The sequence below is a fragment of the Paracoccus sp. T5 genome, assembly GCF_048538155.2.
GTDB lineage: Bacteria > Pseudomonadota > Alphaproteobacteria > Rhodobacterales > Rhodobacteraceae > Paracoccus.
The window spans coordinates 2,283,126-2,306,044 of sequence record NZ_CM135809.1 but is presented as its reverse complement, the minus strand read 5'-3'; the positions used below and the strand labels follow the sequence as shown (position 1 = coordinate 2,306,044).

The following is a 22,919-nucleotide window of genomic DNA, read 5'->3' as shown; positions in this document are numbered from 1 at the left end:
AAGTCTGGCGGCGGCCGCCCCCTTGGCAGGGGCGGCCGCAGGGTTTCAGGCGCCGGCTGCCTCCTGCGCCTCGGCCTCGGCGCGGATGTCATGCGAGATCCGCATCGAGCAGAACTTGGGGCCGCACATCGAACAGAACTGCGCCTCCTTGTGCGCCGCCGCAGGCATCGTCTCGTCATGCATGGCGCGGGCCGTGTCGGGATCCAGGCCCAGGTTGAACTGGTCTTCCCACCGGAACTCGAAACGCGCGCGGGACAGGGCGTCGTCGCGCAGCCGGGCGCCGGGATGACCCTTGGCCAGGTCGGCGGCATGGGCGGCCAGCTTGTAGGTGATGACCCCGGTCTTGACGTCGTCGCGGTCCGGCAGGCCCAGATGTTCCTTTGGGGTGACATAGCACAGCATCGCCGTGCCGAACCACCCGATCATCGCCGCCCCGATGGCCGAGGTGATGTGGTCATAGCCCGGCGCGATGTCGGTCGTCAGCGGCCCGAGGGTGTAAAAGGGCGCCTCGTGGCAATGCTTCAGCTGCTCGTCCATGTTGGCCTTGATCTTGTGCATGGGCACATGGCCCGGCCCTTCGATCATCACCTGGCAGTCCTGCGCCCAGGCCAGCTGCGTCAGCTCTCCCAGGGTGCGCAGCTCGGCGAACTGCGCCTCGTCATTGGCATCGGCGATGGAGCCGGGCCGCAGCCCGTCGCCCAGGCTGAACGACACATCATAGGCGCGCATGATCTGGCAGATCTCGTCGAAGCGTTCATAGAGAAAGCTCTCGCGGCCATGATGCAGGCACCATTTCGCCATGATCGAGCCGCCGCGCGACACGATCCCCGTGACGCGGCGCGCCGTCATCGGGATCATGTGGCGCCGCACGCCGGCATGGATGGTGAAATAGTCGACCCCCTGTTCGGCCTGTTCGATCAGCGTGTCGCGATAGACCTCCCATGACAGGTCCTCGGCCACGCCGCCCACCTTTTCCAGCGCCTGGTACAGCGGCACCGTGCCGATCGGGACGGGCGAATTGCGGATGATCCAGTCGCGGATGTTGTGGATGTTGCGCCCGGTCGAGAGGTCCATGACCGTGTCCGCGCCCCACCGGATGGCCCAGACCATCTTCTCGACCTCCTCCTCCATCGAGGAGGTGACGGCCGAATTGCCGATATTTGCGTTGATCTTGACCAGGAAGTTGCGGCCGATGATCATCGGCTCCAGTTCCCGGTGGTTGATGTTGGCGGGGATGATGGCGCGGCCTTCGGCGATCTCGCGGCGCACGAATTCCGGCGTGACCAGGTCGGGCAGGTCGGCGCCGAAGGGCTCTCCGTCGCGTAGGCCGGCGGCGGTGCGGCCCTCGTTTTCGCGGATGGCCACGAATTCCATCTCGGGGGTGATGATGCCGGCGCGGGCATAGGCCAGCTGGGTGATGGCGCGGCCCTCGGCGGCCCGCAGGGGCGTCTGCGCGACCGGAAAGGGCGGGGTCAGCCGCGCGCCCTTGGCAAAGCCGTTGTCGGCGGGCGTGATGGCGCGGCCCGCATAGGGTTCGACATCGCCGCGCCCGGTCTGCCACTGGCCGCGCACCGCCTCCAGCCCGCGGGCGATGTCGGTCCGTGCCGCGCAATCGGTATAGGGCCCCGAGCTGTCGTAGAGGGTCAACGGCGCCTCGTTCGACAGGGCGATCTGGCGCAGGGGGACGCGGATGTCGTGGATCTGGCCGGGCAGGTGGATCTTGCGCGATGCGGCCAGCGGATCGGTGGTGATGCGGGCGATGGGCGTGTTCATGTGGTCTCCTCTTTCGAAAAGACCCGAGGCAAGAACGGGCAGAAAGGCCGCCAGGGCCCACCGCGACGCGGCATGGGCCAAGATGGCCCGAAAGGACCACCCCGCGATCTGCATTGGGGAAAGCCAACCTTCGGTCTTCCTACGCCAGTCTCAACTGGGTCAGGTTCAAAGGGTCGCTTCACCGGGGTTTCCCCCTGTCAGCCTCTCAGTCCCCGTGGCGGGACTCCCCTGACGTCCGGGCAGCATCGGGCCAGTCGCGGCCGGTGTCAAGGCGCTGTGGCCGGGGTGCATTGTTCCCGCCCCCGGGCCACGCTAGCCTCGGCCTGCGGCCCGAGAAGGAGAGCAGCATGGACTTTACCATTTCCCCGGCGCTGGAGGACCTGCGCGCCCGGATCGCCGGTTTCGTGGCCGAGCGCGTCCTGCCGCTGGAACAGGACAGGGCCTCCTTTGACGGGCATGGCAACATCGATCCGGCGCTGCTGGCGCGGCTGCGGTCCGAGGCGCGGGCGGCGGGGCTGTGGTGCCTGCAGCTGCCCCCCGAGGATGGGGGCTTGGGTGTCGGGCTGCAGGGAATGGCGGTCTGCTACGAAGAGATGAACCGCTCGATCTTTGGCCCGGTGGTCTTCAACGCGGCGGCGCCGGACGATGGCAACATGATGGTCCTGTCGCGGCTGGCCACGCCGGAGCAGAAGGCGCGCTGGCTGCAGCCGATCGTGGAGGGCCGGGTGCGTTCGGCATTCGCGATGACCGAACCGGCGCCGGGCGGCGGTTCGGACCCGTCCATGATCCGCACCTGGGCGCGCCGGCAGGGCGACCGCTATGTCGTGACCGGGCGCAAGTGGTTCATCACCGGGGCCGAAGGGGCCCAGCATTTCATCCTGCTGGCCCGCACGTCCGAGGGGCCGTCGGACGCGCTGACCGCGCTGCTGTTCGACGCGGACCAGCCCGGCTGGCGCATCCTGCGCCGCATCGGCATCATGGGCCCCGAGGAACATGGCGGCCATTGCGAACTGGAATTCGACGGGCTGGAGATCCCGATCGAGAATGTCCTGCTGGCCGAGGGCAAGGGCATGCGCGTCACCCAGACCCGGTTGGCGCCCGCGCGGCTGACCCATTGCATGCGCTGGCTGGGGCTGGCCCGCCGCTGCCTGGAGATCGCGCAGGATTACGCACAGTCGCGCGAGGGGTTCGGCATCCGGCTGGCCGACCGGGAAAGCGTGCAGATGATGATGGGCGACCTGGCCATGCGGATCGAGATCGGCCGGCTTCTGGTCATGAAGGCTGCGTGGGAACTGGATCGCGGCAGCCGCGCGGGGCCGCAGATCTCGATGGCCAAGATCCATGTAGCGAACCTGCTGCATGACGCGGCCGACCGGGCCATCCAGATCAACGGCGCGCGGGGCTATTCCACCGACACGGTTCTGGAGTGGATCTATCGCTATGCCCGTCAGGCCCGGCTGGTCGATGGCGCGGACGAGGTGCACAAGATGGTCCTGTCGCGGCACCTGGCCGGGCAGGGGCGGGACTTCTGGTCCTGGCAGGTGTCGGCATGAGCGATCCCCGCTTTGCCGGCCTGGGGGACTGGCTGCGCGGGCAGTTCGGGACGGACCGCCATACGCTGCAGCCCATCGCGGGGGGGCAGTCGAACCCGACCTGCATGCTGGACGTGGCGGGGCGGCGGATGGTCCTGCGCACGCAGCCCCTGGGGCCGATCCTCAAGGGGGCCCATGCGATCGACCGGGAATACCGCGTCCTGCAGGCCCTGACGGACACCGATGTGCCGGTGCCGCGCCCGATCCTCTATTGCGCGGATGAAACGATCATCGGCCGGCCCTTCTACCTGATGGAGCGGCTGGAGGGGCGGGTGTTCCATGATGCCGCCCTGCCCGGGATGGCGCCGGCCGAGCGGGGTGCGGTTTATGCGGAAATGGCCCGGGTCATGGCGCGCCTGCATGCGCTGGACCCGGCAGAAGTGGGGTTGGGCGACTATGGCCGACCCCAAGGCTATTATCCGCGCCAGATTGCCCGGTGGGGGCGGCAGTGGCGGGAGTCCCCCCTGATGGCGGAGCGGCCCATCGCGGCGCTGCCGGCGCTGGAGGCATGGCTGACGGCGCATCTGCCCCGGACCGAGGAGCGCGCGTCGATCACGCATGGCGATTTCCGGATGGGCAACCTGATCTTTGCCCCCGATGCGCCCCGCGTCATCGGCATCCTAGATTGGGAGCTGTCGACACTGGGGCCGGCGCTGGCGGATCTGGGCTTTTGCTGCATGGCCTGGCGCACGGGGCACGAGGAATTCGGCGGGATCAGGGGGCTGGATCTGGCTGCGGCGGGAATCCCGGGGCGCGAAGAATTTTTCGAGGAATATCAGCGGAATGCTCTGCCGGGGCCACCGCTGCAACCGTTTCATGAGGCTTTCGCCCTGTTCCGCTTTGCGGCGATCTTCGTGGGCATCGCGGACCGTGCCGCAGCCGGCAGCGCCGCTGGCGAAGATGCCGCGAGACTCGGACCGCTGGCCGCAGTCTTTGCCACGCGCGGGCTTGAGGTGGCCGGGCGCGGCTGATCCCTCAGCCGCGCCGACTGCCGAGGCTCAGATCGTCTCGGCGGTCCGCTGCATCCATTCGCGGTGGCGCCGCTCATCGGCCAGCGCCTTTTCGAAGAACATCCGCGTCTTGTCGATCGCGCCGGGGTGCTGCGAGGCGCGCTCATAGGCGGCGACGGTGTCCTCCTCGTTGGTGCGCATGGCCTTGAGGATGGCCGCATCGCCGAACAGGTCGGCCATGGCGATCTTGCCGGTCGTCAGGATCTGCTTCATGTCGCCTTCGACCGGCGCCTCGGCGCCCGTCTCGCGGGCGATCTCGCGCAGCACTTCCAGATGGGACAGGTGGTCCTGGCGGAAATTCTCGATCTGGCTGCTCAGCGCGCTGTTGGACAGGCGTTCGGCGGTCGATGCATAGGCCGCGATCGCGTCATGTTCCAGCAGGATCAGGTTGGTGACCAGATCGTTGAATTCGCTCTCGGTTCCGACGGTGGTGACCATTGTCGTTCCTTTCTTTTGTATGTGTCCAAGGCCGCGGCCTTGGTCATCTGGCCCCGCAGGGCCGGCATTCCACAAACAGGAAGCGGAATGTTTTGTTCCAGCGGCCCTGAACCTAACTGGCAGGCGACTGATCTGCGGCTGGAACAATCACGGCGGGTCACGGTTCGGTGAGAGAACTGTCTGCAAACCGAGGGAACCCGCCTGATGATGATGACGCTGACATGGGGGCTGCTGGCGCTTCTGGGATTGGCCCTGACGATTGGAGGCGGCTGGCTGGCCGCCCTGGGCGGCAGTTGGTACTATCTGGTCGCGGGGTTGGCGCTGCTGGTCAATGCCTGGCTGATCCGCGCCCGGCGACCCGCCGCAACCTGGCTTTACGGGGCCATCATGCTGGGCACGCTGGCCTGGGCCCTGTGGGAAGTGGGGCTTGACTGGTGGCAGCTTGCACCGCGCGGCGGGATCATCGTCGTCCTTGGCCTGTGGATGCTGTTGCCGGGGGCACGCCGCCCTGCCAGGCCTTCGTGGCATGATCCCACGACCCCGGATCAGCGGCAGCTGCCGGTGCTGCCGGTTGCCGTGGCCAGCCTGGTCTGCGTGGCGGTGGCCGTTTATGCGATGTTCCAAGATCCCCATGACCTGCCGGGACGGTTGCCGGAACAGGCGCTGGTTCAGGACCCGGCCACGGGGGCTGATTTCGACGAGGGCGAATGGCATCAATACGGCCGCACGAACTATGGCCAGCGCTATTCCCCGCTGGCCCAGATCACCCCGGCCAATGTCTCGGAGCTGGACCTGGTCTGGAGCTATCAGACCGGCGACGTCAAGCTGCCCGAGGACGTGACCGAAACGACCTATCAGGTGACCCCGCTGAAGGTGGATGACACGCTTTACGTCTGCACCCCTCACAATCTTGCCATCGCCATCGACGCGGGGACGGGAAAAGAGATTTGGCGCTATGATGCGAACTCCGGCCTGAACCCGGACCGCCAGCACCAGACCTGCCGCGGCGTCACCTACTGGGAGGCGCCGGCGCCTGCTGCCGCGGCCGCCCCCTCGGTGACGCCGCTGCCCCAGGACGAGACCCCGGCTCCGGCCGCACCCGAGGCAACAACAGCTGATGCCGCCCTGTGCGCCCGCCGCGTCTATATGCCGACCGCCGATGCCCGGCTGATCGCGCTGGATGCCGAGACGGGCGAACGCTGCACCTTCTTTGCCGACGACGGAGAGCTGCACCTGGAAGCAGGCATGCCCTACAATCCGGACGGCTATTACTATTCCACCTCGCCTCCGGTTGCGGTGGACGGCCTGATCATCATCGGCGGGGCGGTGAACGACAACTTCTCGATCTATTCGCAATCGGGCGTCATCCGCGCCTTCGACATCGACACGGGCGAACTGGTCTGGAATTGGGATTCCGCCAACCCGGCACAGACCGAACCGATCGATATCGCGGGAGGAGAGACCTATACCGCGAATTCCCCCAACAGCTGGTCGGTCTTTTCGGTCGATGAGGAACTGGGGCTGGTCTACATCCCGCTTGGCAACCAGGTGCCCGACCAGCTGGGCATGGGCCGCAGCGAGGCGGTGGAAGAACATTCCTCCTCGGTCGTGGCGCTGAACGTGGCGACGGGGCAGCGCGAATGGGTGTTCCAGACGGTTCATCACGACCTGTGGGACATGGACGTGCCGGCGCAGCCGGTACTGGTGGACCTGACGCAGCAGGATGGCGAAACCGTGCCGGCGCTGGTCCAGGCCACCAAGCAGGGCGACATCTATGTCCTGGACCGCCGCACCGGCGAGCCGCTGCTGGACGTGACCGAACATCCCGCGCCGGGCGGTGGCATTCCCGAGGACTACACCGCGCCCACGCAGCCGCGCTCGGCGCTCAGCTTCATGCCCGATCCGCTGACCGGGGCCGACATGTGGGGCATCACCATGCTGGACCAGCTGGTCTGCCGCATCCAGCTGCACCGCCTGAACTATGAGGGCCGCTATACGCCGCCGTCGATCAAGGGCACGATCGTGCATCCGGGCAATTTCGGCGTCTTCAACTGGGGCTCGATCGCGGTCGATCCGGTGCGGCAGGTGATGTTCGGGATGCCGACCTATCTGCCCTTCACCTCGCGGCTGGTGCCGCGCGACCAGATCCCTGAACCGTCCGAGGGCGAGACCGCCAGCGAACAGGGCCTGAACCGCAACGAGGGCGCGCCCTATGGCGTGGTGATGGGGCCCTTCCTGGGACCGCTGCAGGTGCCCTGTTCGGCGCCGCCCTGGGGCTATGTCGCGGGGGCCGACCTGCGCACCGGAGAGATCCTGTGGCAGCACAAGAACGGCACCGTCCGCGACATGACCCCGCTGCCGCTGCCCTTCGAGCTGGGCGTGCCGGGGATCGGCGGGCCGATCATCACCGCGGGCGGCGTCGTCTTCCTGGGCGCAACCGTCGACAACTATCTGCGCGGCTATGACCTGACCACTGGGGCCGAGATCTGGCGCGCGCGCCTGCCGGCAGGGGGCCAGTCCACGCCGATGACCTATGAACATCAGGGGCGCCAGTATGTGGTGATGGTGGCCGGCGGCCACGGCTCGGTCGGCACGACGCCCGGCGACTACATCCTGGCCTATGCCCTGCCCGACGCGTAATCGAACAAAGGAAAGAACCGGACCATGAACAACCGAGTGATGATGATGCTGTTGCTGGTGGTGCTGATCGCCGCCGTTGTGGCAGCCGTGGCCTTCCTGCGCGCCCCGGCGGATGTCGAGGGCATGGAGGCCGGCAGCCCGCCCCATGCGGTCGTGCAGGAGTGACCGCGGCCGGAGAGGCGCGGGCAAGACAGGACAAGGACGGAACAGATGAACGACACCGACCCGATGGCGGAAAGAATGAAGCAGGTTCTGGCCCGCATGTGCGAGCGTGAGCTGACCGTCGCCACCGCCGAAAGCTGCACCGGCGGCCTGGTGGCCGCGCTGATGACCGATATCGAGGGTTGTTCCCATGCCTTCGATCGTGGTTTCGTCACCTATACGGATGACGCGAAACGCGAGCTTCTGGGCGTCGATGCGGATCTGCTGCAGGATAAGGGCGCCGTATCGCAAGAGGTGGCAATCATGATGGCGGAAATGGCAATCGGGCGGTCCCATGCGGATATCGCCGTTTCGGTGACGGGTTATGCGGGCTCTCCGGGCGGTGATGCCGAGGAGGGGCTGGTGCATTTCGCCCTGGCCCGGCGCGACGGCGAGACGCTGCACCGCAAGGAACAGTTCGGCGCCATTGGTCGCGACCCGATCCGCGCGGCCTGCCTGAAGACGGTGGTCGAGATGATGGAGGGCGCCGTCTCGTGAGCGACCCTTCCTTTGCCGCCCTGCACCGCCACGGCTTTGTCCGCGTGGCCACCTCGACCCCGCGCGTGCGTCCGGCCGACGTGTCCTTCAACCGCGACAGCATCATCGCCGAGGCCGAGCGTGCCGATGCGGCCGGGGTGGACCTGCTGGTCTATCCGGAACTGTGCCTGTCCTCCTATGCCATCGACGACCTGCACCTGCAGGACGCGGTCCTCTCGGCGGTCGAACGTGCCGTGGGCCGCGTCATCGAGGCCAGCGCCAAGCTGGCCCCGGTCCTGCTGATCGGCGCGCCGCTGCGCCGCGACGGCCGGCTTTACAACTGCGCATTGATTATCGCGCGGGGCGAGTTGCTGGGCGTGGTGCCCAAATCCTACTTGCCGAACTATCGCGAATTCTATGAAAAGCGCTGGTTCGCGCATGGGCGCGGGATCACCGGCCAGCAGATCGATGTGGCGGGCGTCACGGCGCCCTTCGGCACGGACCTGATCTTTCAGGCCAGCGACCTGCCCGGGCTGACCTTCCACACCGAGATCTGCGAGGACCTCTGGACGCCCGCACCGCCGTCATCGGATGCGGCGATGGCGGGGGCGGTGATCCTGACCAACCTGTCGGCGTCGAACATCGTGATCGGCAAATCGACGGACCGCCACCTGCTGTGCCAGTCACAGTCGATGCGCGCCTTTGCGGCCTATGCCTATTCGGCGGCGGGCCCGGGCGAAAGCACCACCGACCTGGCCTGGGACGGGCAGGGGCTGATCTATGAGCTGGGCGATCTGCTGGCGGAATCGGCCCGTTTCCCGACCGAGCCGCAGCTGCTGATGGCGGATGTGGACACCGGCCGCATCCTGTCGGAACGCATGCGCACCGGCAGCTTCAACGATGCCGCGCGCCAGGTCGATCCGCAATTCCGCCGCATCACCTTCCGGCACCGCCCGCACGGGCGCGATGCGGGGCTGATTCGACCCGTGGCACGCTTTCCCTATGTCCCCAACCGCGCCAGCCACCTGGACCTGGACTGCTACGAGGCCTTCAACATCCAGGTCGAAGGCCTGCGCCGCCGCTTTGAATCCACCCGCGGTGACAACCTGGTCATCGGCGTGTCCGGGGGCCTCGATTCCACCCATGCGCTGATCGTCGCGGCCAAGACCTGCGACCGCCTGGGCCTGCCGCGCGACCGCATCCTGGGCTTTACCATGCCTGGTTTCGCGACCTCCGAGGGTACCAAGTCCAATGCCTGGAAGCTGATGCGCGCCATGGGCATCCAGGCCGAGGAGATCGACATCCGTCCCGCCGCGACCCAGATGCTGCAGGACATGGGCCACCCCTTTGCGGAGGGCCAGCCTGTCTATGACATCGCCTTCGAGAACGTGCAGGCGGGCTTGCGCACCGATTATCTGTTCCGCCTGGCCAATCAGCGGAACGGCTTTGTCATCGGCACGGGCGACCTGTCCGAACTGGCGCTGGGCTGGTGCACCTATGGCGTCGGCGACCAGATGAGCCATTACGCCGTCAATGCGGGCGTCCCCAAGACGCTGATCCAGTACCTGATCCGCTGGACCGCCCGCACGGGGCAGTTCGACGATGCCACGGCCCAGGTGCTGGAGGCGATCCTGGACACCGAGATCTCTCCCGAACTGGTGCCGGCCGACGGCGACGAGGGGATGCAGAGCACGGAATCAAAGATCGGCCCCTATGCGCTGAACGACTTTTTCCTGTTCCACATCATGCGCTATGGCCTGCCGCCGTCCAAGGTCGCCTTTCTGGCCTGGCATGCCTGGCACGACACGACGCAGGGCATCTGGCCCGACGCCTTTCCCGAGGCCAAGAAGAACGCCTATGACCTGGCGACGATCCGGCACTGGCTGGAACGTTTCCTGGTCCGCTTTTTCGCCACCAGTCAGTTCAAGCGTTCGGCCCTGCCGAACGGGCCCAAGGTCTCGGCCGGCGGCGCCCTCAGCCCGCGCGGCGACTGGCGGGCGCCCTCGGACAGCGTGGCAACGCCTTGGCTCGAGGAGTTGGAGTCGGTGCCGGAGAGGTGGCCCGGAAGCTGATCGCGGAACGGTCGGCAGGGTCTGACCGCAGAGGAGGGGCCACGATGCAGGATCGGTTGTGGACGGCATCGGCGCTGGCGGTGGGCTTTGCCCTGAGCGGCTTTTTCGACGGGGTGCTGCTGCACCAGATCCTGCAGTGGCACCACCTGCTGAGCCTGGTCCCCGGCATCACCGACCTGCGCCAGCAGATCCTCTGGGACGGATATTTCCACGCGGCCATGTATCTGGTGGCGATCCTGGGGCTGATCGGGCTTTGGCGCGCGCGGCGTCGCGCCTCTGTCGGCACCACGCTGTCCGGCTGGCTGCTGATGGGTTTTGGCCTGTGGCATGTGGTCGATGCCGTCCTGTCCCACTGGGTTCTGGGCATCCACCGCATCCGGGTGGACAGTGCCTATCCCCTGTTGTGGGATCTGGGGTGGCTGGCAGTTTTTGGCCTGCTGCCCTTGGTAATTGGCTGGATGCTGACGCGACGGGGCGGTGGCCAAGGGAGGGGACGGCCGCCGGTGCTGCCCGTCGCGATGCTTTGCCTGGGGATGGGGGCATGGGCGCTGCGTCCGCCGCCGGACATGCCGCTGACCGCGATCGTGTTCCGTGCGGGCCTGAGCGCGGAACAGGTCACGGACGTTCTGGACCGAGCGGGCGCGACGCTGGTCTGGGCCGAGCCCGACATGGGCGTCGTGCTGGTGGACATGGAGCCGGGGCAGCGCCTTGGGCTTTACCGGCAGGGCGCACTTCTGGTGGGCGGCTCGGTCCTGCCGACTGGCTGCTTTGCGTGGAGCCGTGCCTGAGCAGGATTTGAAAGATGTGGCGATCCCGGAACAGGTCGGTGTTTTTCATATTTTCAGAAGCCTTTGGGAAAACAAAAAAGGCTGCAAACGAAATTCTTTTAGAAGTTGCGAGGCGAGTTGGAAACCAGCCAACCGGGGAGATGACAGGCGACGCTACCTGTTGGACTAAGGATGGGCCCTTTGGGAGGGGCTGGGTCTCTCGTAGGTCCGATGCTTTGGAGCGGCGCAGGCGCGTTAAACAAGCCCGCGCCTATTGTGACGGATCCGCAGGCGACGGCTGTCGGCTAAGGCGCCTGATCGCTCATCCCTCGATCGGCACCATCCGCGCGCCGGTCGGGAAATAGCCCATGTCCCGCACCCACATGTCGCCGGTCCGAGGGTCCGCGTCATACTGCTCGGCCGTGTAATTCCCGAGGGTGCGAACGGCCACGTTGAAGATCGGATAGAACTGCACCTTGCGGGTCAGGTCCTGGTGGCGGGCGTGCAGCACCTGGCAGCCGACCTCCAGGTCGTTGACGAAGAACGTCACTTGCGACCTGGTGGTGTCCTGCTCGTCGTAACGGACATGGGCCGCCCAGGACGTATAGACTTCATCCAGCGGAACGCGGGGCGAACCGTATTGATGAACGTCGAAGTCATGGCCCATTTTCCCGGCCTTGTTATCCCATTCGCCGAGCGGGCCGTAATGCTGGGCGAAAGAGCTGGTATAGGGCGTGTCAGCCGCGCCCCAGGCTCCGTTGAACTTTTCCAGGATGTCGATCTCGCCGGGCCAGCGATTCTCCCAGATCCCGCGCGAGTTTTGCACGCGGTTCACCAGCCAGAATGCCGGCCAGCTGAAGAGCCGGTTCGGGATCCTGGCCTCCATTCGCCAGGTCCCTTCCTCTCCGCAGACGTCATCGAGATGCAGGCCTTGAAGGACGGCGGCCTGAAACGACCAGGGGCGCCCATCCCACTCCGGCCGCTCATCGCCGGTAAAGCCGCGCGTGTGCAGCCGAATGGCGTTCTCTCTCGGGTCATAGCTGATCGGGTTGTCGGCCCCCGCGATGGTCTCGTCGGCGTAAAGGCCCGTTTCCCCGTTGCCGTATTGGGCGCGGCCGTGAGACAGCGCCGACATGAAGCACGGCTTGCCGTCCGCGTCGAAGCCGGTCGGCGACCATTTCAAGGTCGCCGGATCGAAGGCATTGCTGCGCCTGGCGCCCGACAGGTCCAGCCGCCGCAGCGGGCGGTGATAGGGCTGCGTGATCTGCTGGGGTTCCGCTCCCTCGACATAGAGGACCGTGACGTTCTGTCCCTTCTGCTTGTCCCCCAGCCCCTTGACCCGGATCGCGACCTGGAACCCTTGCCCACCTGAATAGCTCTCACGCGGGCTGATCTTGACGTAGTGCAGCGGGTCGTCTCCCGGCGACCAGTGGTACACCACATCCAGGCCGGCGAAACGCTCGCGGGCCTGCGTCGAACTGCCGACATTGATGCCGCCGCCGTTCAGATTCACCATCCGGTCGCAGTAAGCCATGAAGGACTGCCATTCGCACTGATCGACAGCCACAGGGATGTAGATGTCCTGCGTGCCGGGCGGAACGATCACCTCGGACGGAATGTCCAGCACGGGCTGCGCCGAAAGCGTCCAGATGGGCACCTCAGGCACGGCCGGCCCCGGCGTGGAGCCGGGACGGAGGGGTTCGGCCGCTTCGAATGCGGCCAAGGGACCTGCCAGGATGCTGCTGCTGCTCAGGTAGCCGGCGAGGCTCAGGAGGATGTTTCTGCGGGTGGGCATGGCGTTCCTTTCGAGGGACTATTGCCAAATTCTGCCGTGAGTGTCGATCAGCCTCAGGCCGAGCCGTTGCGATTGGGGGCCGCTGCCGCATTCCAGTGCGTCTGCTGCATTGTCACGTGCGGGCGCGACCGCGCAGGCGGGCAAGGTCAGCAGCATGATCATAGCCCTTTCAACCGCAGGCGACCTGCCTTTGCAACTGACATGCAGAAGGACCTCGAATGGCTGCATAAGGCGATGGGCCATGCGCGGCGGCACATGACATGGTTGGTCACACGGGGTGGGCATGCTCGTCTAGTGCGTTCAGCAGCTGGTTCTCAGGCATAGCCACGCGCGCAGGGGAAGTCCGGACAAGAAACCCTCGCGGAAATGCAGCGATCGTCGAAAGCGGGGGGACGTTGGTGCCTGCTGTCCGCACCGGAAGCGGAACGAAAAATGGAATTGATCGGATCCGGAACGGAAACGGCTCCGCAGATCGTTGGTCAAGAACATTGGTTTCTTGAAATTGGCGACCCCGGAAGGACTTGAACCCTCAACCACAGACTTAGAAGGTCCGTGCTCTATCCAGTTGAGCTACGGGGCCGCATTCGCGGTCGTCCGATCGCGCGCCCGTCATAGCGCGGTGCGTCGTATCACGCCAGAGCCATCGTCATGAAGACCGAATTCGGGTCGGCGCGATAGCTGCCGAAGGGCGGGCATTCGCTGAACCCCGCGCGGGTGTAAAGGCCGCGCGCCGCCACGAATCCCGGCTGCACGCCCGTTTCCAGCGACAGGCGCGACTTGCCCATCCCCTGCGCGTGGCCGATCAGGTGGCGCAGCAGCATGCGCGACAGCCCGCGACCGCGGCATTCGGCCAGGACATGCATCGACTTGACCTCGGCCTCGGGCCCGCCCAAGTCCTTCAGTGCCCCCATGGCCACTGGGCGTCCGGCATCGCGGATCACGAAAAAGGCGATGGTCGGTTCGGCCAGATCGGCGCGGGGCAGCATGTGGATGGATTCGGGGGGCGTGTCGGCCTGCATTTCGGCCGTATGGCGCTGGAACAGCAGATCCAGATCCGCGCCCATCGGGCTTTCCCGGTCGATGGTCAGCGTCATCTGCGGCACCCCCAGCATATGTCCACGCCGGACCTAGCCCGGCGTGACGTTCGCGTAAAGACCTAGAGGACCTTGTCGAAGACCGCCGTCAGCCGGGCGGCCGTGCCCTCGACATCCTTCAGTTTGTCCAGCCCGAAGAGCCCGATGCGGAAGGTCGAGAAATCGGCGCCCTCCTCGATGGCCAGCGGAACTCCGGCGGCGATCTGGGTGCCCTGGGCCGCAAAGGCGCGGCCGGTCTTGACCTCGGGGTCGCTGGTATAGCTGACGACGACGCCGGGCGCCTGGAATCCCTCAGCCGCGACCGAACGGATGCCGCGCGCCGCCAGATCGGCGCGGATGGCGCGACCAAGACGCCATTGCGCCTCGCGCGCGGATTCAAAGCCCATCTGGCGCGTTTCCTCCATCGCGTCGCGCAGGCCCAGCAGCGCGTCGGTCGGCATGGTGGCGTGATAGGCGTGGCCGCCGTCCTCATAGGCCTGCATGATCGCGCGCCATTTCTTCAAGTCCAGCGCAAAGCTGTCGCTGTCGGTGGCGGCCAGCCGTTCGGCCGCGCGATCCGACAGCATCACCAGCCCTGCCGCGGGCGAGGCCGACCAACCCTTCTGCGGGGCCGAGATCAGCACGTCGACGCCCGTCGCCTCCATGTCCACCCAGATCGCCCCGGAGGCGATGCAGTCCAGCACCATCAGCGCGCCGACCTCATGCGCGGCCTGGGCCAGGGCGGCGATATAGTCGTCGGGCAGGATCAGCCCGGCCGAGGTTTCCACATGGGGGGCAAAGACGGCATCGGGGCGCGCCTCATGGATCTTTGCCACGACCTCGTCCAGGGGCGGGGGCGCATAGGCGGGCCGAGGTTCGTTCCCCTGCGGGCGGGCCATGGCGACGGTGACCTCGCGGGCAAAGCCGCCGGCGTCGAAGATCTGGCTCCAGCGATAGCTGAACCAGCCGTTGCGCACGACCAGCGCGTGGCCGTCGCGGCCGAACTGCCGGGCCACGGCCTCCATCGCATAGCTGCCGCCGCCGGGCACGATGGCGACCTGCGCCGCGCCATAGACCTCGCGCAGCGTCGCCGACAGGTCGCGCATCACCTGCTGGAACCGCTGCGACATGTGGTTCAGCGACCGGTCGGTGAAGACGACCGAAAACTCGTCCAGACCCTCGGGGTCGATCTCGGGGCGCTGATGGGGCATGGGGCGTCCTTTCGCTGCTGTCCGGGGGAATCTAGCGCGACCCGCGCCACGGTGCCAGACCGCCAAAGGGGGCAGGCGGGATCACCCCTTGCGGTGCCCCCGTCCGCGCGACTACCTTCGGGTCGTCAGCAACATCAAGGTTTTCAATGCGCATCGGCATACTTCAATGCGGCCAGTCCCCAGCCCAGTTGAAGGACAGCCTGGGGGATTACCCGGACATGTTCATCCGCCTGCTGGAAGGGCGCGGCTTTGATTTCCGCACCTGGCACGTGGAGGAGATGGAGTTTCCCGACGACGTCACGGCGGCCGATGGCTGGCTGCTGACCGGATCGCGCCACGGCGCTTACGAGGATCACCCCTTCATCCCGCCGCTGGAGGATTTCATCCGCCGTGCCCATGACGCGGGCGTGCCGATGGTGGGCATCTGCTTTGGCCACCAGATCATCGCCCAGGCCTTGGGCGGCACGGTTGTCAAGCATCCCGGCGGCTGGTCGGTCGGCACCCAGGATTACGATTTCAACGGCGAGACGGTGACGCTGAACGCCTGGCACCAGGACCAGGTCGTGGTCCTGCCGCCGGGGGCGCAGATCGCGGGCCAGAACGCCTTTTGCGAGAATGCGGCCCTGATCTATGGCGACCGGGCATTCACGGTGCAGGCGCATCCGGAATTCAGCGACGACTTCATCCAGGGGCTGATGGATACCCGCGCCAAGGGCGTCGTGCCCCCCGATCTGCTGGCCCAAGCCGCGGTCCGGATGGGAGAGCGCAAGGGATCTGACCTTCTGGCCGACCGGATCGAGGCATTCTTCAAGCAACCGCGCGCCATGACGCGCCACGACGCCCAGGGTGCCGCATGAGCGATTGGACCGACAAGCTGCCGCAGGCCGCGCGCGACTTCATGGCCGGGCGCCGGCTGGACGAGGTCGAATGCATCGTGGCCGACATCGCGGGCGTGGCGCGGGGCAAGGCGATGCCCGCGTCGAAATTTGCCCGCCAGGAACGGTTCTACCTGCCGAACTCGATCTTTTTGCAGACGATCACCGGGGAATGGGCCGACAACCCCTCGGGCGCCTTCACCGAACCCGACATGGTGATGACGCCCGATTATTCAACGGCGACGGCCGCGCCCTGGACCGCCGACTGGACCATCCAGGTGATCCATGACGCGCTGGACCAGCAGGGCAACCCGGTGCCCATCGCGCCGCGCAACGTGCTGAAGCGCGTCGTGCAGCTTTACCGCGACAAGGGCTGGAACCCGGTTGTGGCCCCCGAGATGGAGTTCTTCCTGGTCGCGCGCAACATCGACCCGAACCAGCCGATCATCCCGCCGATGGGCCGCACGGGGCGTCGCGCGGCGGCCAAGCAGGCCTATTCCATGTCTGCCGTGGACGAATACGGCAAGGTCATCGACGACATCTATGACTTTGCCGAGGCGCAGGGCTTCGAGATCGACGGCATCCTGCAGGAAGGCGGCGCGGGCCAGGTCGAGATCAACCTGAACCACGGCGATCCGGTGGCCCTGGCCGACGAGATCTTCTATTTCAAGCGCCTGATCCGCGAGGCCGCGCTGCGCCACGACTGCTTTGCCACCTTCATGGCCAAGCCCATCGAGGGCGAGCCGGGCAGCGCGATGCACATCCACCATTCGGTCACCGACATCGCCACCGGCCAGAACATCTTTTCCGACGAAAAGGGCCGCGAGACGCCGGCCTTCCTGCATTTCATCGCGGGGATGCAGCGGCACCTGCCGGCGGCGGTCGCGCTGCTGGCGCCCTATGTGAACAGCTATCGCCGCTATGTCCCGGACTTTGCCGCGCCCATCAACCTGGAATGGGGCCGCGACAACCGCACCACGGGTCTGCGGGTGCCGATCTCGTCGCCCGAGGCGCGGCGGATCGAGAACCGGCTGGCGGGCATGGACTGCAATCCCTATCTGGGCATCGCCGCCTCCCTCGCCTGCGGCTATCTGGGCCTGCTGGAGGCCGAGAACCCGCGTGCCGAATGCCTGGGCGACGCCTATATGTCCGAGGACGAGCTGCCCTACAACCTGGGCGACGCGCTGGACCTGATGATCGAGAACGAGGCCATGCGCAGTGTCATCGGCGAAGAGTTCACCGCCGTCTACGAATCCGTCAAGCGCAACGAATACAAGGAGTTCCTGCAGGTCATCAGCCCGTGGGAGCGCGAACACCTGCTGCTGAACGTATGAACCTGCTGCACCTGAACGACCGCCCCGGCGCCTATCCGCCCAGCCTCTATGCCGCGCAGTCCGGCGAAGAGCCCGGGCGCGCACCGTTGCGGGGCGAGCGGCGCGCGGATGTGGCGGTGATCGGGGCAGGCTATACCGGCCTCTCGGCGGCGCTGCATCTGGCGCGGCAGGGCCTGTCGGTCGTGGTGCTGGAGGCGCATCGGGTGGGCTTTGGCGCCTCGGGGCGCAACGGGGGACAGATCGGCTCCGGGCAGCGCCAGGAGGTCGACTGGATGGAGCAGCATCTGGGTCCCGAAGCCGCCCGCCGCCTTTGGGACCTGGGCGAGGAGGCCAAGGCCCTGACCCGCGCGCTGGCGGCCGAGGCGGGCGTGCCCATCCGCGACGGCATCGCCCATGCCTGCCGCACCGCCTCCGAAGTCGCTCACGCGCGGCACATGGCCGATCACCTGGCCCGGCATTATGGCTATGACCAGGTGGTCCCGCTGGACCGGGACCAGCTGGCCGAGGCGCTTGGCAGCCCTGCCTATGTGGGCGGCGACCTGGATCGCGGGGCGGGCCATGTCCAGCCCCTGGCGCTGGCGCTGGGGATGGCGCGCCTGGCCGAAGCCGCGGGTGCCACGATCTGCGAGTGCAGCGAGGTGACGGGGATCGCCCATGTCCCGCATGCGGGACAGGACAGCCGCATCACCACCCGCGACGGCAGCCTGCGGGCCCGTCACGTGATCCTGGCCTGCAACGGCTATCTGGGCCGGCTGGACCGGCATGTCGCCGCGCGTGTCCTGCCGATCAACAACTACATCGTCGCCACCCGCCCCTTGGGGCCTGACTTCCCCGAGATCCTGCCGCAGCGCATCGCGGTCGCCGATACCAAGTTCGTGGTGAACTACTGGCGGCTGGATGACGAACGGCGGCTGGTCTTTGGCGGGGGGGAAACCGTGACCTATCGTTTCCCCCGCGACATCCGCGCCGTGGTGCGTCCGCATCTGCTGTCGGTCTATCCGCAGCTGGAGCGGGTGGAGCTGACCCATGCCTGGGGCGGCACCCTGGCCATCACCATGAACCGGATGCCCTGCTTTGCCCGCCCGGCCCCGAACTGCCTGTCGGCCAGCGGTTATTCGGGCCATGGCGTCGCGCTGGCCACCCTGGCCGGGCGCCTGATGGCCGAGGCTGTGGCGGGGCAGGCGGGGCGGTTCGACGCAATGGCGGCGGTGCCCACGCGGGCCTTTCCGGGCGGCGCCATGCTGCGCCAGCCGCTGCTGGTCGCGGGCATGGCCTGGTTCGGGTTGCGCGACAGGCTGGGGTTCTAGTCCCGGGGCAGGCCCATCCGGTCCATGACCTCCTGCCGGATCTGGGCGGATTCGCGGTCGCTGATGCCCAAAAGGCCCGTCACCAGCCGGATCAGGCTTTCCTCGTCCGCGTCCCGGTCGGCATCGGCATAGGCCACCTCCCACATGGCGGCCAAAACGCCGGCGCGGTCCTCCAGCGCGATGCGGTCCTTGATCTGGCGGGTAAAGCGGACGGTGTCGCTGGCCTCGGCCTCCATCGCCTCGGCCTCGGCGCGGCGGCTGGCGGCTTCCTGCGGGGTCAGGCCCCGGCGGCAGGCCAGGATGCGGTCGATGCGCTGCCGTTCGGCCTGGTCAAAATGGTCATCGGCACGCGCCACCCGGACCAGCAGCGCCGCGATGGCCAGTTCGGCTTCCTCTCCGGCCAAGGGCGCGGGTCCGGGGGCCTCGCCGGTCAGGCGAGCCAGAAGATCCTTGAACATTGTTGCGACGTTCCTTTCTGGGGTGGTCCGGATCGTTTATGGCAGCTGCGACCCGTCCTGCCAACGCGCGGGTCCGCACGCCGTTCCCGGCAGCCCCCGTCACGGCCGCCCGGCCGGAACACCCTGCGCCAGCGGCCGGGCCAGGGCGCTGATCAGGTCGGTGCGGGTCACGATGCCCAGGATCCGGTCGCCCACCAGCACCGGCACGGCATCGACCTGTCCATCGGCCATCAGCGGCAGCAATTCCCCAAGCGGCGTGGCAGGGGCCGCCTGCGGGATCTGGGTCTGCATGATGGCGCGGGCCGGGTTTCCCGGGGCCAGGGTGCCGATCAGGTGGATCTGGAAGATCACGCCCAGATAGCGGTCGCCCGCACCCACGACCGGGATCGAGGTAAAGCGATGCTGCCGGAACAGGCCCGCCACGCGTTCGACCGGCGCATCGGGCGGCACCGTCACCAGATCGCGGGACATGATGTCGGCGGCGGTGACCGGGCCGGTGCGCTGCGCCGCGGCCTGCAGTTCGGCCGCGCCGACCAGCCGGGCCAGATCCTCGGCCCCCAGGTTGAAGCTCTGCCGATAGCGTTCCAGGATGTCGTTCAGCTGCGCCTCGGACAGGCCAAGCCGGTGATCGGGCGCGGGGTCCCGGGTCCGGTTGGGGTGGTGTTCGTCGAACTGGCGCAGCGGATAGTGGCGCCCGGTCAGCCGGGCGTAAACCGCCGCCAGCGCCACCAGCAGGATCGTCCCCGCAGCGACCGGGGTCAGGGCAAAGCGAAAGCCCAGATCGGCCACGGCATCGGGACTCATCGCGGCGGTCATGGCCACGGCCCCGGCGGGCGGATGCAGGGCGCGGCAAAGGATCGTGGCGGTGATCGCACAGCCCACGGCCAGCGCGATCCGCAGCGCCGGGTCGGCGATCAGCAAACAGGCCGCGACCCCGATCAGCGCCGCGACGGTGTTGCCCACCACGGCCGCCCAAGGCTGGGCCAGGGGACTGTTCGGAACCGCGAAAAGCAGGACCGAACTGGCCCCGAAGGGCGCGATCAGGTAAAGCCCCAGCTGCCCGTCCACCGAAGGCGACAGGGCAAAAATCCCCGCGACCGCCAAGCCGACAAGGGCGCCCAGGCCCGCGCGGAGCGCCTCGACCGGCGGTGTGGAGGCGACGGCGGGACCGAAGGCGCGCAGGATCCTGGACAGTTCTGACAGCACGGGACGACCTCCGGGCATGAGACTGCACGTGGTTTCATCGAAATGCCTAAAAGTAAAGCAGCGAAGGGATGAAATGCCGGACCCCGTTCCGGCAGCCGGTTCTAGGGGTGGGCCTCCGAACCATTGGCCGGTGCCATCGCCTCCAGTTCCGCCAGATGAGCGGCCAGCCCGGCGCGATCAGGCGATTGCGCGCCACGCGCCCTGGTCTCCAGCCGGTTCAGGCTGTCGCGGATGTCGTCAAACCCGATCAGCGCCACCGATCCCGCCATCCGATGGGCCAGGCGGGCGACATCCTCGTTCAGGGCAGGGTCCTGGATCATGTCCCGCAGCCGCGCCAGCCCGTCGTCAAGCTCTGCCAGGATGCGATCCACGACCTGCGCAGCGCGTTCGGGCCCGATGCTCTCCGCCAGATGGGCGCGGGCGGCTTCCCTGCGGTCTGGCCCCGTGCGGGGCTTGGCGGGGGGCGGGGCGGCGGCGTCGGCCTTGTTGGCAAAGCGCCTGAGGATGTCGTCCAGCGCCTTGAAGGACAGCGGCTTGGTCAGCGTGGCCTCCATGCCGGCCTGGGCGAAATTCGCCTGATCCGCCGGAAGGGCATGGGCCGTCAGCGCAATGATGGGTGTGTCGGTGTTCGGACCCTCGCGCCGGATCGCCCGCGCGGCCGTCACCCCGTCCATGCGCGGCATGCTGATATCCATCAGGATCAGGTCAAAGCGCTGGCGGCCTGCCTCGATCACGCCCTCCTGGCCGTCGCAGGCCTCGACCACGCGGCAGTTGCGCGAGGCCAGCATCTCTCCGACCACCATGCGGTTGATCTGGTTGTCCTCGACCACCAGGACCTCCAGCTGCGCCGGGGCCGCGGGTGCCGGGGCTTCGGGCGCGGCCGGCGCCTGGGGCTCCGGTGCCTGCTCGGGCAGAGGCAGGCGCACGGTAAAGCAAGAGCCCTCGCCCGGCTGGCTGTCCACCGTCACCCATCCTCCCATCAGCCCAGCCAGGCGGCGCACGATGCCCAGGCCCAGGCCCGTGCCCTCCACCTCGCGCTGGAACGAGGGGTCGAGCGTCACGAACTCGTCGAAGATGCGCTGCTGGTCCTCGGTCGCGATGCCGATACCGGTGTCGGTGACGCGGAACTCCACATGGCCCGCACCCACGCTGCGGTCGATCTCGACCAGGATATGCCCGCCCTCGGTGAACTTGATCGCGTTGCCGACCAGGTTCATCAGGATCTGCGTCAGCCGGACCGTATCGCCCAGCAGCGGGCGGCGGTTGTCGCCGATCATCGCCAGCGACAGGACATTGCCGCGCTGCTGCGCCTGCGCCTGCAGCCCGTCCAGGATCTGCGAGACCAGTTGCCGGGGGTCGAAGGGCCGCCAGACCAGTTCGATCACCCCCGCATCCGCGCGCGAGATGTCGAGGACGTTGTTCACGTGCCGCAGCAGCAGCTGCCCCGACTGCGCCATCACCTGCGCATAGCGGCGCTGGCGGTCGTCGAGGTCGGTCGTCATCAGCAGGTCCAGCGTGCCCATCAGCCCGTTCAGCGGGGTGCGCATCTCGTGGCTCATGACGGCCAGCATGTCGGCCTTGGCCTGCTCTCCGGCCAGGGCGCGGTCGCGGGCGCGGATCAGTTCGGCCTCGTTCGCGACACGTCGCGAGATGTCGCGGACAAAGCAGACCATGACGGGTCCCGTCTCGCTTTCCGCCCGCGCCACCGACACCTCGATCGGAAAGACCTCGCCGGACTTGCGCATGGCCATCGCTTCGGCCGGCCTGGGGTTCTCGGACAGGTCGACCCACCCGGTGCCATCCAGCATCGCCTCGACCTGGGTCCGGACCTCGTCGCGCAGCGGCTCGGGCACGATCAGGGACACCATGTCCGCCCCAAGCGCCTCTTCCAGCGAATAGCCATAGATGCGCACGGCCACTTCGTTGAAGTCGATGATGCGGCCGTGGGCATCGGCCACGACGATGGCATCGATGGAGGTGGCGATCACGGCGCGCAGGCGGTCATGGGTCACCGCGATGCTTTTTGCCTGGTCCCGCGCGTTGCGCGCCATGAAGGCCAGCGCCAGAACCACCGCCACCAGCGACAGGAACAGCGCCGCCACCAGCAGGGCCAGGTCCTCCAGCGCCGAGGCGACCTGACCCCGCTGCTGGTCGGAATGCAGCGAGTTGGTCCGCACCCCCTCCAGCGAGATCTCGCGGACGGCGGGGCGCAGCGCCCTGGCCCGCGCGCTGAGGTCGGGCAGGGCGGCGATCAGCTGCGCATCGGAGCCGTCGACCAGCGGCACCGCATAGGCCAGGAAATCGTTGATCTCGGCCAAGGCGGTCTCGACGCCGCCGTTCAGGCGCACATGTTCGAAAACCTTGCCAATGTTCAGCGTGCGGTTGCGGGAATAGAAGACGTCGAACCTCAGCCGAAACTGCTGCAGCTTGGCGGCCTGGTCCGGGGGCGGGGTCTGCTGGATGTCGCCGAGGATATCCAGCATCGTCAGCAGTTCCACCTCGGACTGCGCCAGCGCCCACTGGACGCTTTCCAGATTGGCGCTGGCCAGCTTCTCGATCTGGCGTCGTGCATCGGCACTGATCATCCAGACCGTGCCGGCACAGGCCGCGACGATCAGGATGAAGCCGGCTAGGGTCAGGCCAAATCTTTGACGCATCCGGGGCCTTCGGCGCGCCAGGCCGGCGCGCCT

General features: G+C 67.4%; 18 protein-coding genes and 1 tRNA gene. 10 read left to right on the top strand and 9 right to left on the bottom strand.

The window, feature by feature from the left end; genetic code table 11:
• Positions 1-45: 45 nt before the first annotated feature.
• Positions 46-1,773, bottom strand: coding sequence for a phosphomethylpyrimidine synthase ThiC (gene thiC, locus ACNR9W_RS11365; RefSeq protein ID WP_419267194.1), 1,728 nt, complete (start codon positions 1,771-1,773; stop codon positions 46-48).
• A gap of 347 nt (positions 1,774-2,120) precedes the next feature.
• On the opposite strand from thiC, the gene ACNR9W_RS11360 reads away from it, so the two are divergent.
• Positions 2,121-3,326 (top strand): acyl-CoA dehydrogenase family protein, encoded by a 1,206-nt coding sequence (locus tag ACNR9W_RS11360; RefSeq protein ID WP_419267195.1) that lies wholly within the window; start codon positions 2,121-2,123, stop codon positions 3,324-3,326.
• On the top strand, positions 3,323-4,336 hold the full coding sequence (locus ACNR9W_RS11355) for a phosphotransferase family protein (RefSeq protein ID WP_419267197.1): 1,014 nt from the start codon (positions 3,323-3,325) through the stop codon (positions 4,334-4,336). Before ACNR9W_RS11360 ends, ACNR9W_RS11355 begins: the two co-directional genes overlap by 4 nt.
• Before the next feature lie 27 nt (positions 4,337-4,363).
• Here ACNR9W_RS11355 and ACNR9W_RS11350 read toward each other — a convergent pair whose 3' ends face one another.
• The gene (locus ACNR9W_RS11350) at positions 4,364-4,813 is read right to left on the bottom strand and encodes a DUF892 family protein (protein ID WP_419267198.1); all 450 of its coding nucleotides are present in this window, start codon (positions 4,811-4,813) and stop codon (positions 4,364-4,366) included.
• Between the two features lie 204 nt (positions 4,814-5,017).
• Between ACNR9W_RS11350 and ACNR9W_RS11345 the strand changes: the two genes are divergently transcribed.
• From ACNR9W_RS11345 to ACNR9W_RS11325, 5 genes are read left to right on the top strand one after another with little or no spacing between them, the layout of a single operon-like run.
• Entirely contained in the window at positions 5,018-7,453 is a 2,436-nt protein-coding gene (locus tag ACNR9W_RS11345) for a glucose/quinate/shikimate family membrane-bound PQQ-dependent dehydrogenase (RefSeq protein ID WP_419267199.1), read from the top strand.
• Between the two features lie 24 nt (positions 7,454-7,477).
• Positions 7,478-7,618, top strand: coding sequence for a hypothetical protein (locus ACNR9W_RS11340; RefSeq protein ID WP_419267200.1), 141 nt, complete (start codon positions 7,478-7,480; stop codon positions 7,616-7,618).
• A gap of 45 nt (positions 7,619-7,663) precedes the next feature.
• Positions 7,664-8,152 (top strand): CinA family protein, encoded by a 489-nt coding sequence (locus ACNR9W_RS11335; protein ID WP_419267201.1) that lies wholly within the window; start codon positions 7,664-7,666, stop codon positions 8,150-8,152.
• Entirely contained in the window at positions 8,149-10,203 is a 2,055-nt protein-coding gene (locus ACNR9W_RS11330) for an NAD(+) synthase (RefSeq protein ID WP_419267202.1), read from the top strand. The genes ACNR9W_RS11335 and ACNR9W_RS11330 overlap by 4 nt, the downstream gene beginning before the upstream one ends.
• Positions 10,204-10,247: 44 nt before the next feature.
• On the top strand, positions 10,248-10,991 hold the full coding sequence (locus ACNR9W_RS11325; protein ID WP_419267203.1) for a DUF2243 domain-containing protein: 744 nt from the start codon (positions 10,248-10,250) through the stop codon (positions 10,989-10,991).
• Between the two features lie 301 nt (positions 10,992-11,292).
• Here ACNR9W_RS11325 and ACNR9W_RS11320 read toward each other — a convergent pair whose 3' ends face one another.
• The 4 genes from ACNR9W_RS11320 to ACNR9W_RS11305 form a co-directional block, all read right to left on the bottom strand.
• Complete coding sequence (locus ACNR9W_RS11320) at positions 11,293-12,765, bottom strand: hypothetical protein (protein ID WP_419267204.1); 1,473 nt, start codon at positions 12,763-12,765, stop codon at positions 11,293-11,295.
• 503 nt (positions 12,766-13,268) lie between these two features.
• A tRNA-Arg gene (locus ACNR9W_RS11315) sits at positions 13,269-13,345 on the bottom strand.
• Between the two features lie 49 nt (positions 13,346-13,394).
• On the bottom strand, positions 13,395-13,859 hold the full coding sequence (locus ACNR9W_RS11310; protein ID WP_419267205.1) for a GNAT family N-acetyltransferase: 465 nt from the start codon (positions 13,857-13,859) through the stop codon (positions 13,395-13,397).
• A 62-nt stretch (positions 13,860-13,921) separates the two neighbouring features.
• Complete coding sequence (locus tag ACNR9W_RS11305; protein WP_419267206.1) at positions 13,922-15,049, bottom strand: aminotransferase class V-fold PLP-dependent enzyme; 1,128 nt, start codon at positions 15,047-15,049, stop codon at positions 13,922-13,924.
• Between the two features lie 146 nt (positions 15,050-15,195).
• On the opposite strand from ACNR9W_RS11305, the gene ACNR9W_RS11300 reads away from it, so the two are divergent.
• The 3 genes from ACNR9W_RS11300 to ACNR9W_RS11290 are packed head-to-tail and all read left to right on the top strand — an operon-like array spanning position 15,196 to position 18,565.
• Positions 15,196-15,906, top strand: a complete 711-nt coding sequence (locus ACNR9W_RS11300) for a type 1 glutamine amidotransferase (RefSeq protein WP_419267207.1) — start codon at positions 15,196-15,198, stop codon at positions 15,904-15,906.
• Positions 15,903-17,258, top strand: a complete 1,356-nt coding sequence (locus ACNR9W_RS11295; protein ID WP_419267208.1) for a glutamine synthetase family protein — start codon at positions 15,903-15,905, stop codon at positions 17,256-17,258. Before ACNR9W_RS11300 ends, ACNR9W_RS11295 begins: the two co-directional genes overlap by 4 nt.
• Positions 17,255-18,565, top strand: a complete 1,311-nt coding sequence (locus ACNR9W_RS11290) for an NAD(P)/FAD-dependent oxidoreductase (RefSeq protein ID WP_419267209.1) — start codon at positions 17,255-17,257, stop codon at positions 18,563-18,565. The genes ACNR9W_RS11295 and ACNR9W_RS11290 overlap by 4 nt, the downstream gene beginning before the upstream one ends.
• Here the strand turns inward: ACNR9W_RS11290 and ACNR9W_RS11285 are convergent.
• From ACNR9W_RS11285 to ACNR9W_RS11275, 3 genes are all read right to left on the bottom strand, one after another.
• Positions 18,562-19,023, bottom strand: coding sequence for a tellurite resistance TerB family protein (locus ACNR9W_RS11285; protein WP_419267210.1), 462 nt, complete (start codon positions 19,021-19,023; stop codon positions 18,562-18,564). The two genes, ACNR9W_RS11290 and ACNR9W_RS11285, sit on opposite strands and share 4 nt — an antisense overlap.
• A 99-nt stretch (positions 19,024-19,122) precedes the next feature.
• A complete protein-coding gene (locus tag ACNR9W_RS11280) occupies positions 19,123-20,247 on the bottom strand; it encodes an HPP family protein (RefSeq protein ID WP_419267211.1) in 1,125 nt (374 codons plus the stop codon).
• An 83-nt stretch (positions 20,248-20,330) separates the two neighbouring features.
• Positions 20,331-22,886, bottom strand: a complete 2,556-nt coding sequence (locus ACNR9W_RS11275) for an ATP-binding protein (RefSeq protein WP_419267212.1) — start codon at positions 22,884-22,886, stop codon at positions 20,331-20,333.
• Between the last annotated feature and the right edge of the window lie 33 nt (positions 22,887-22,919).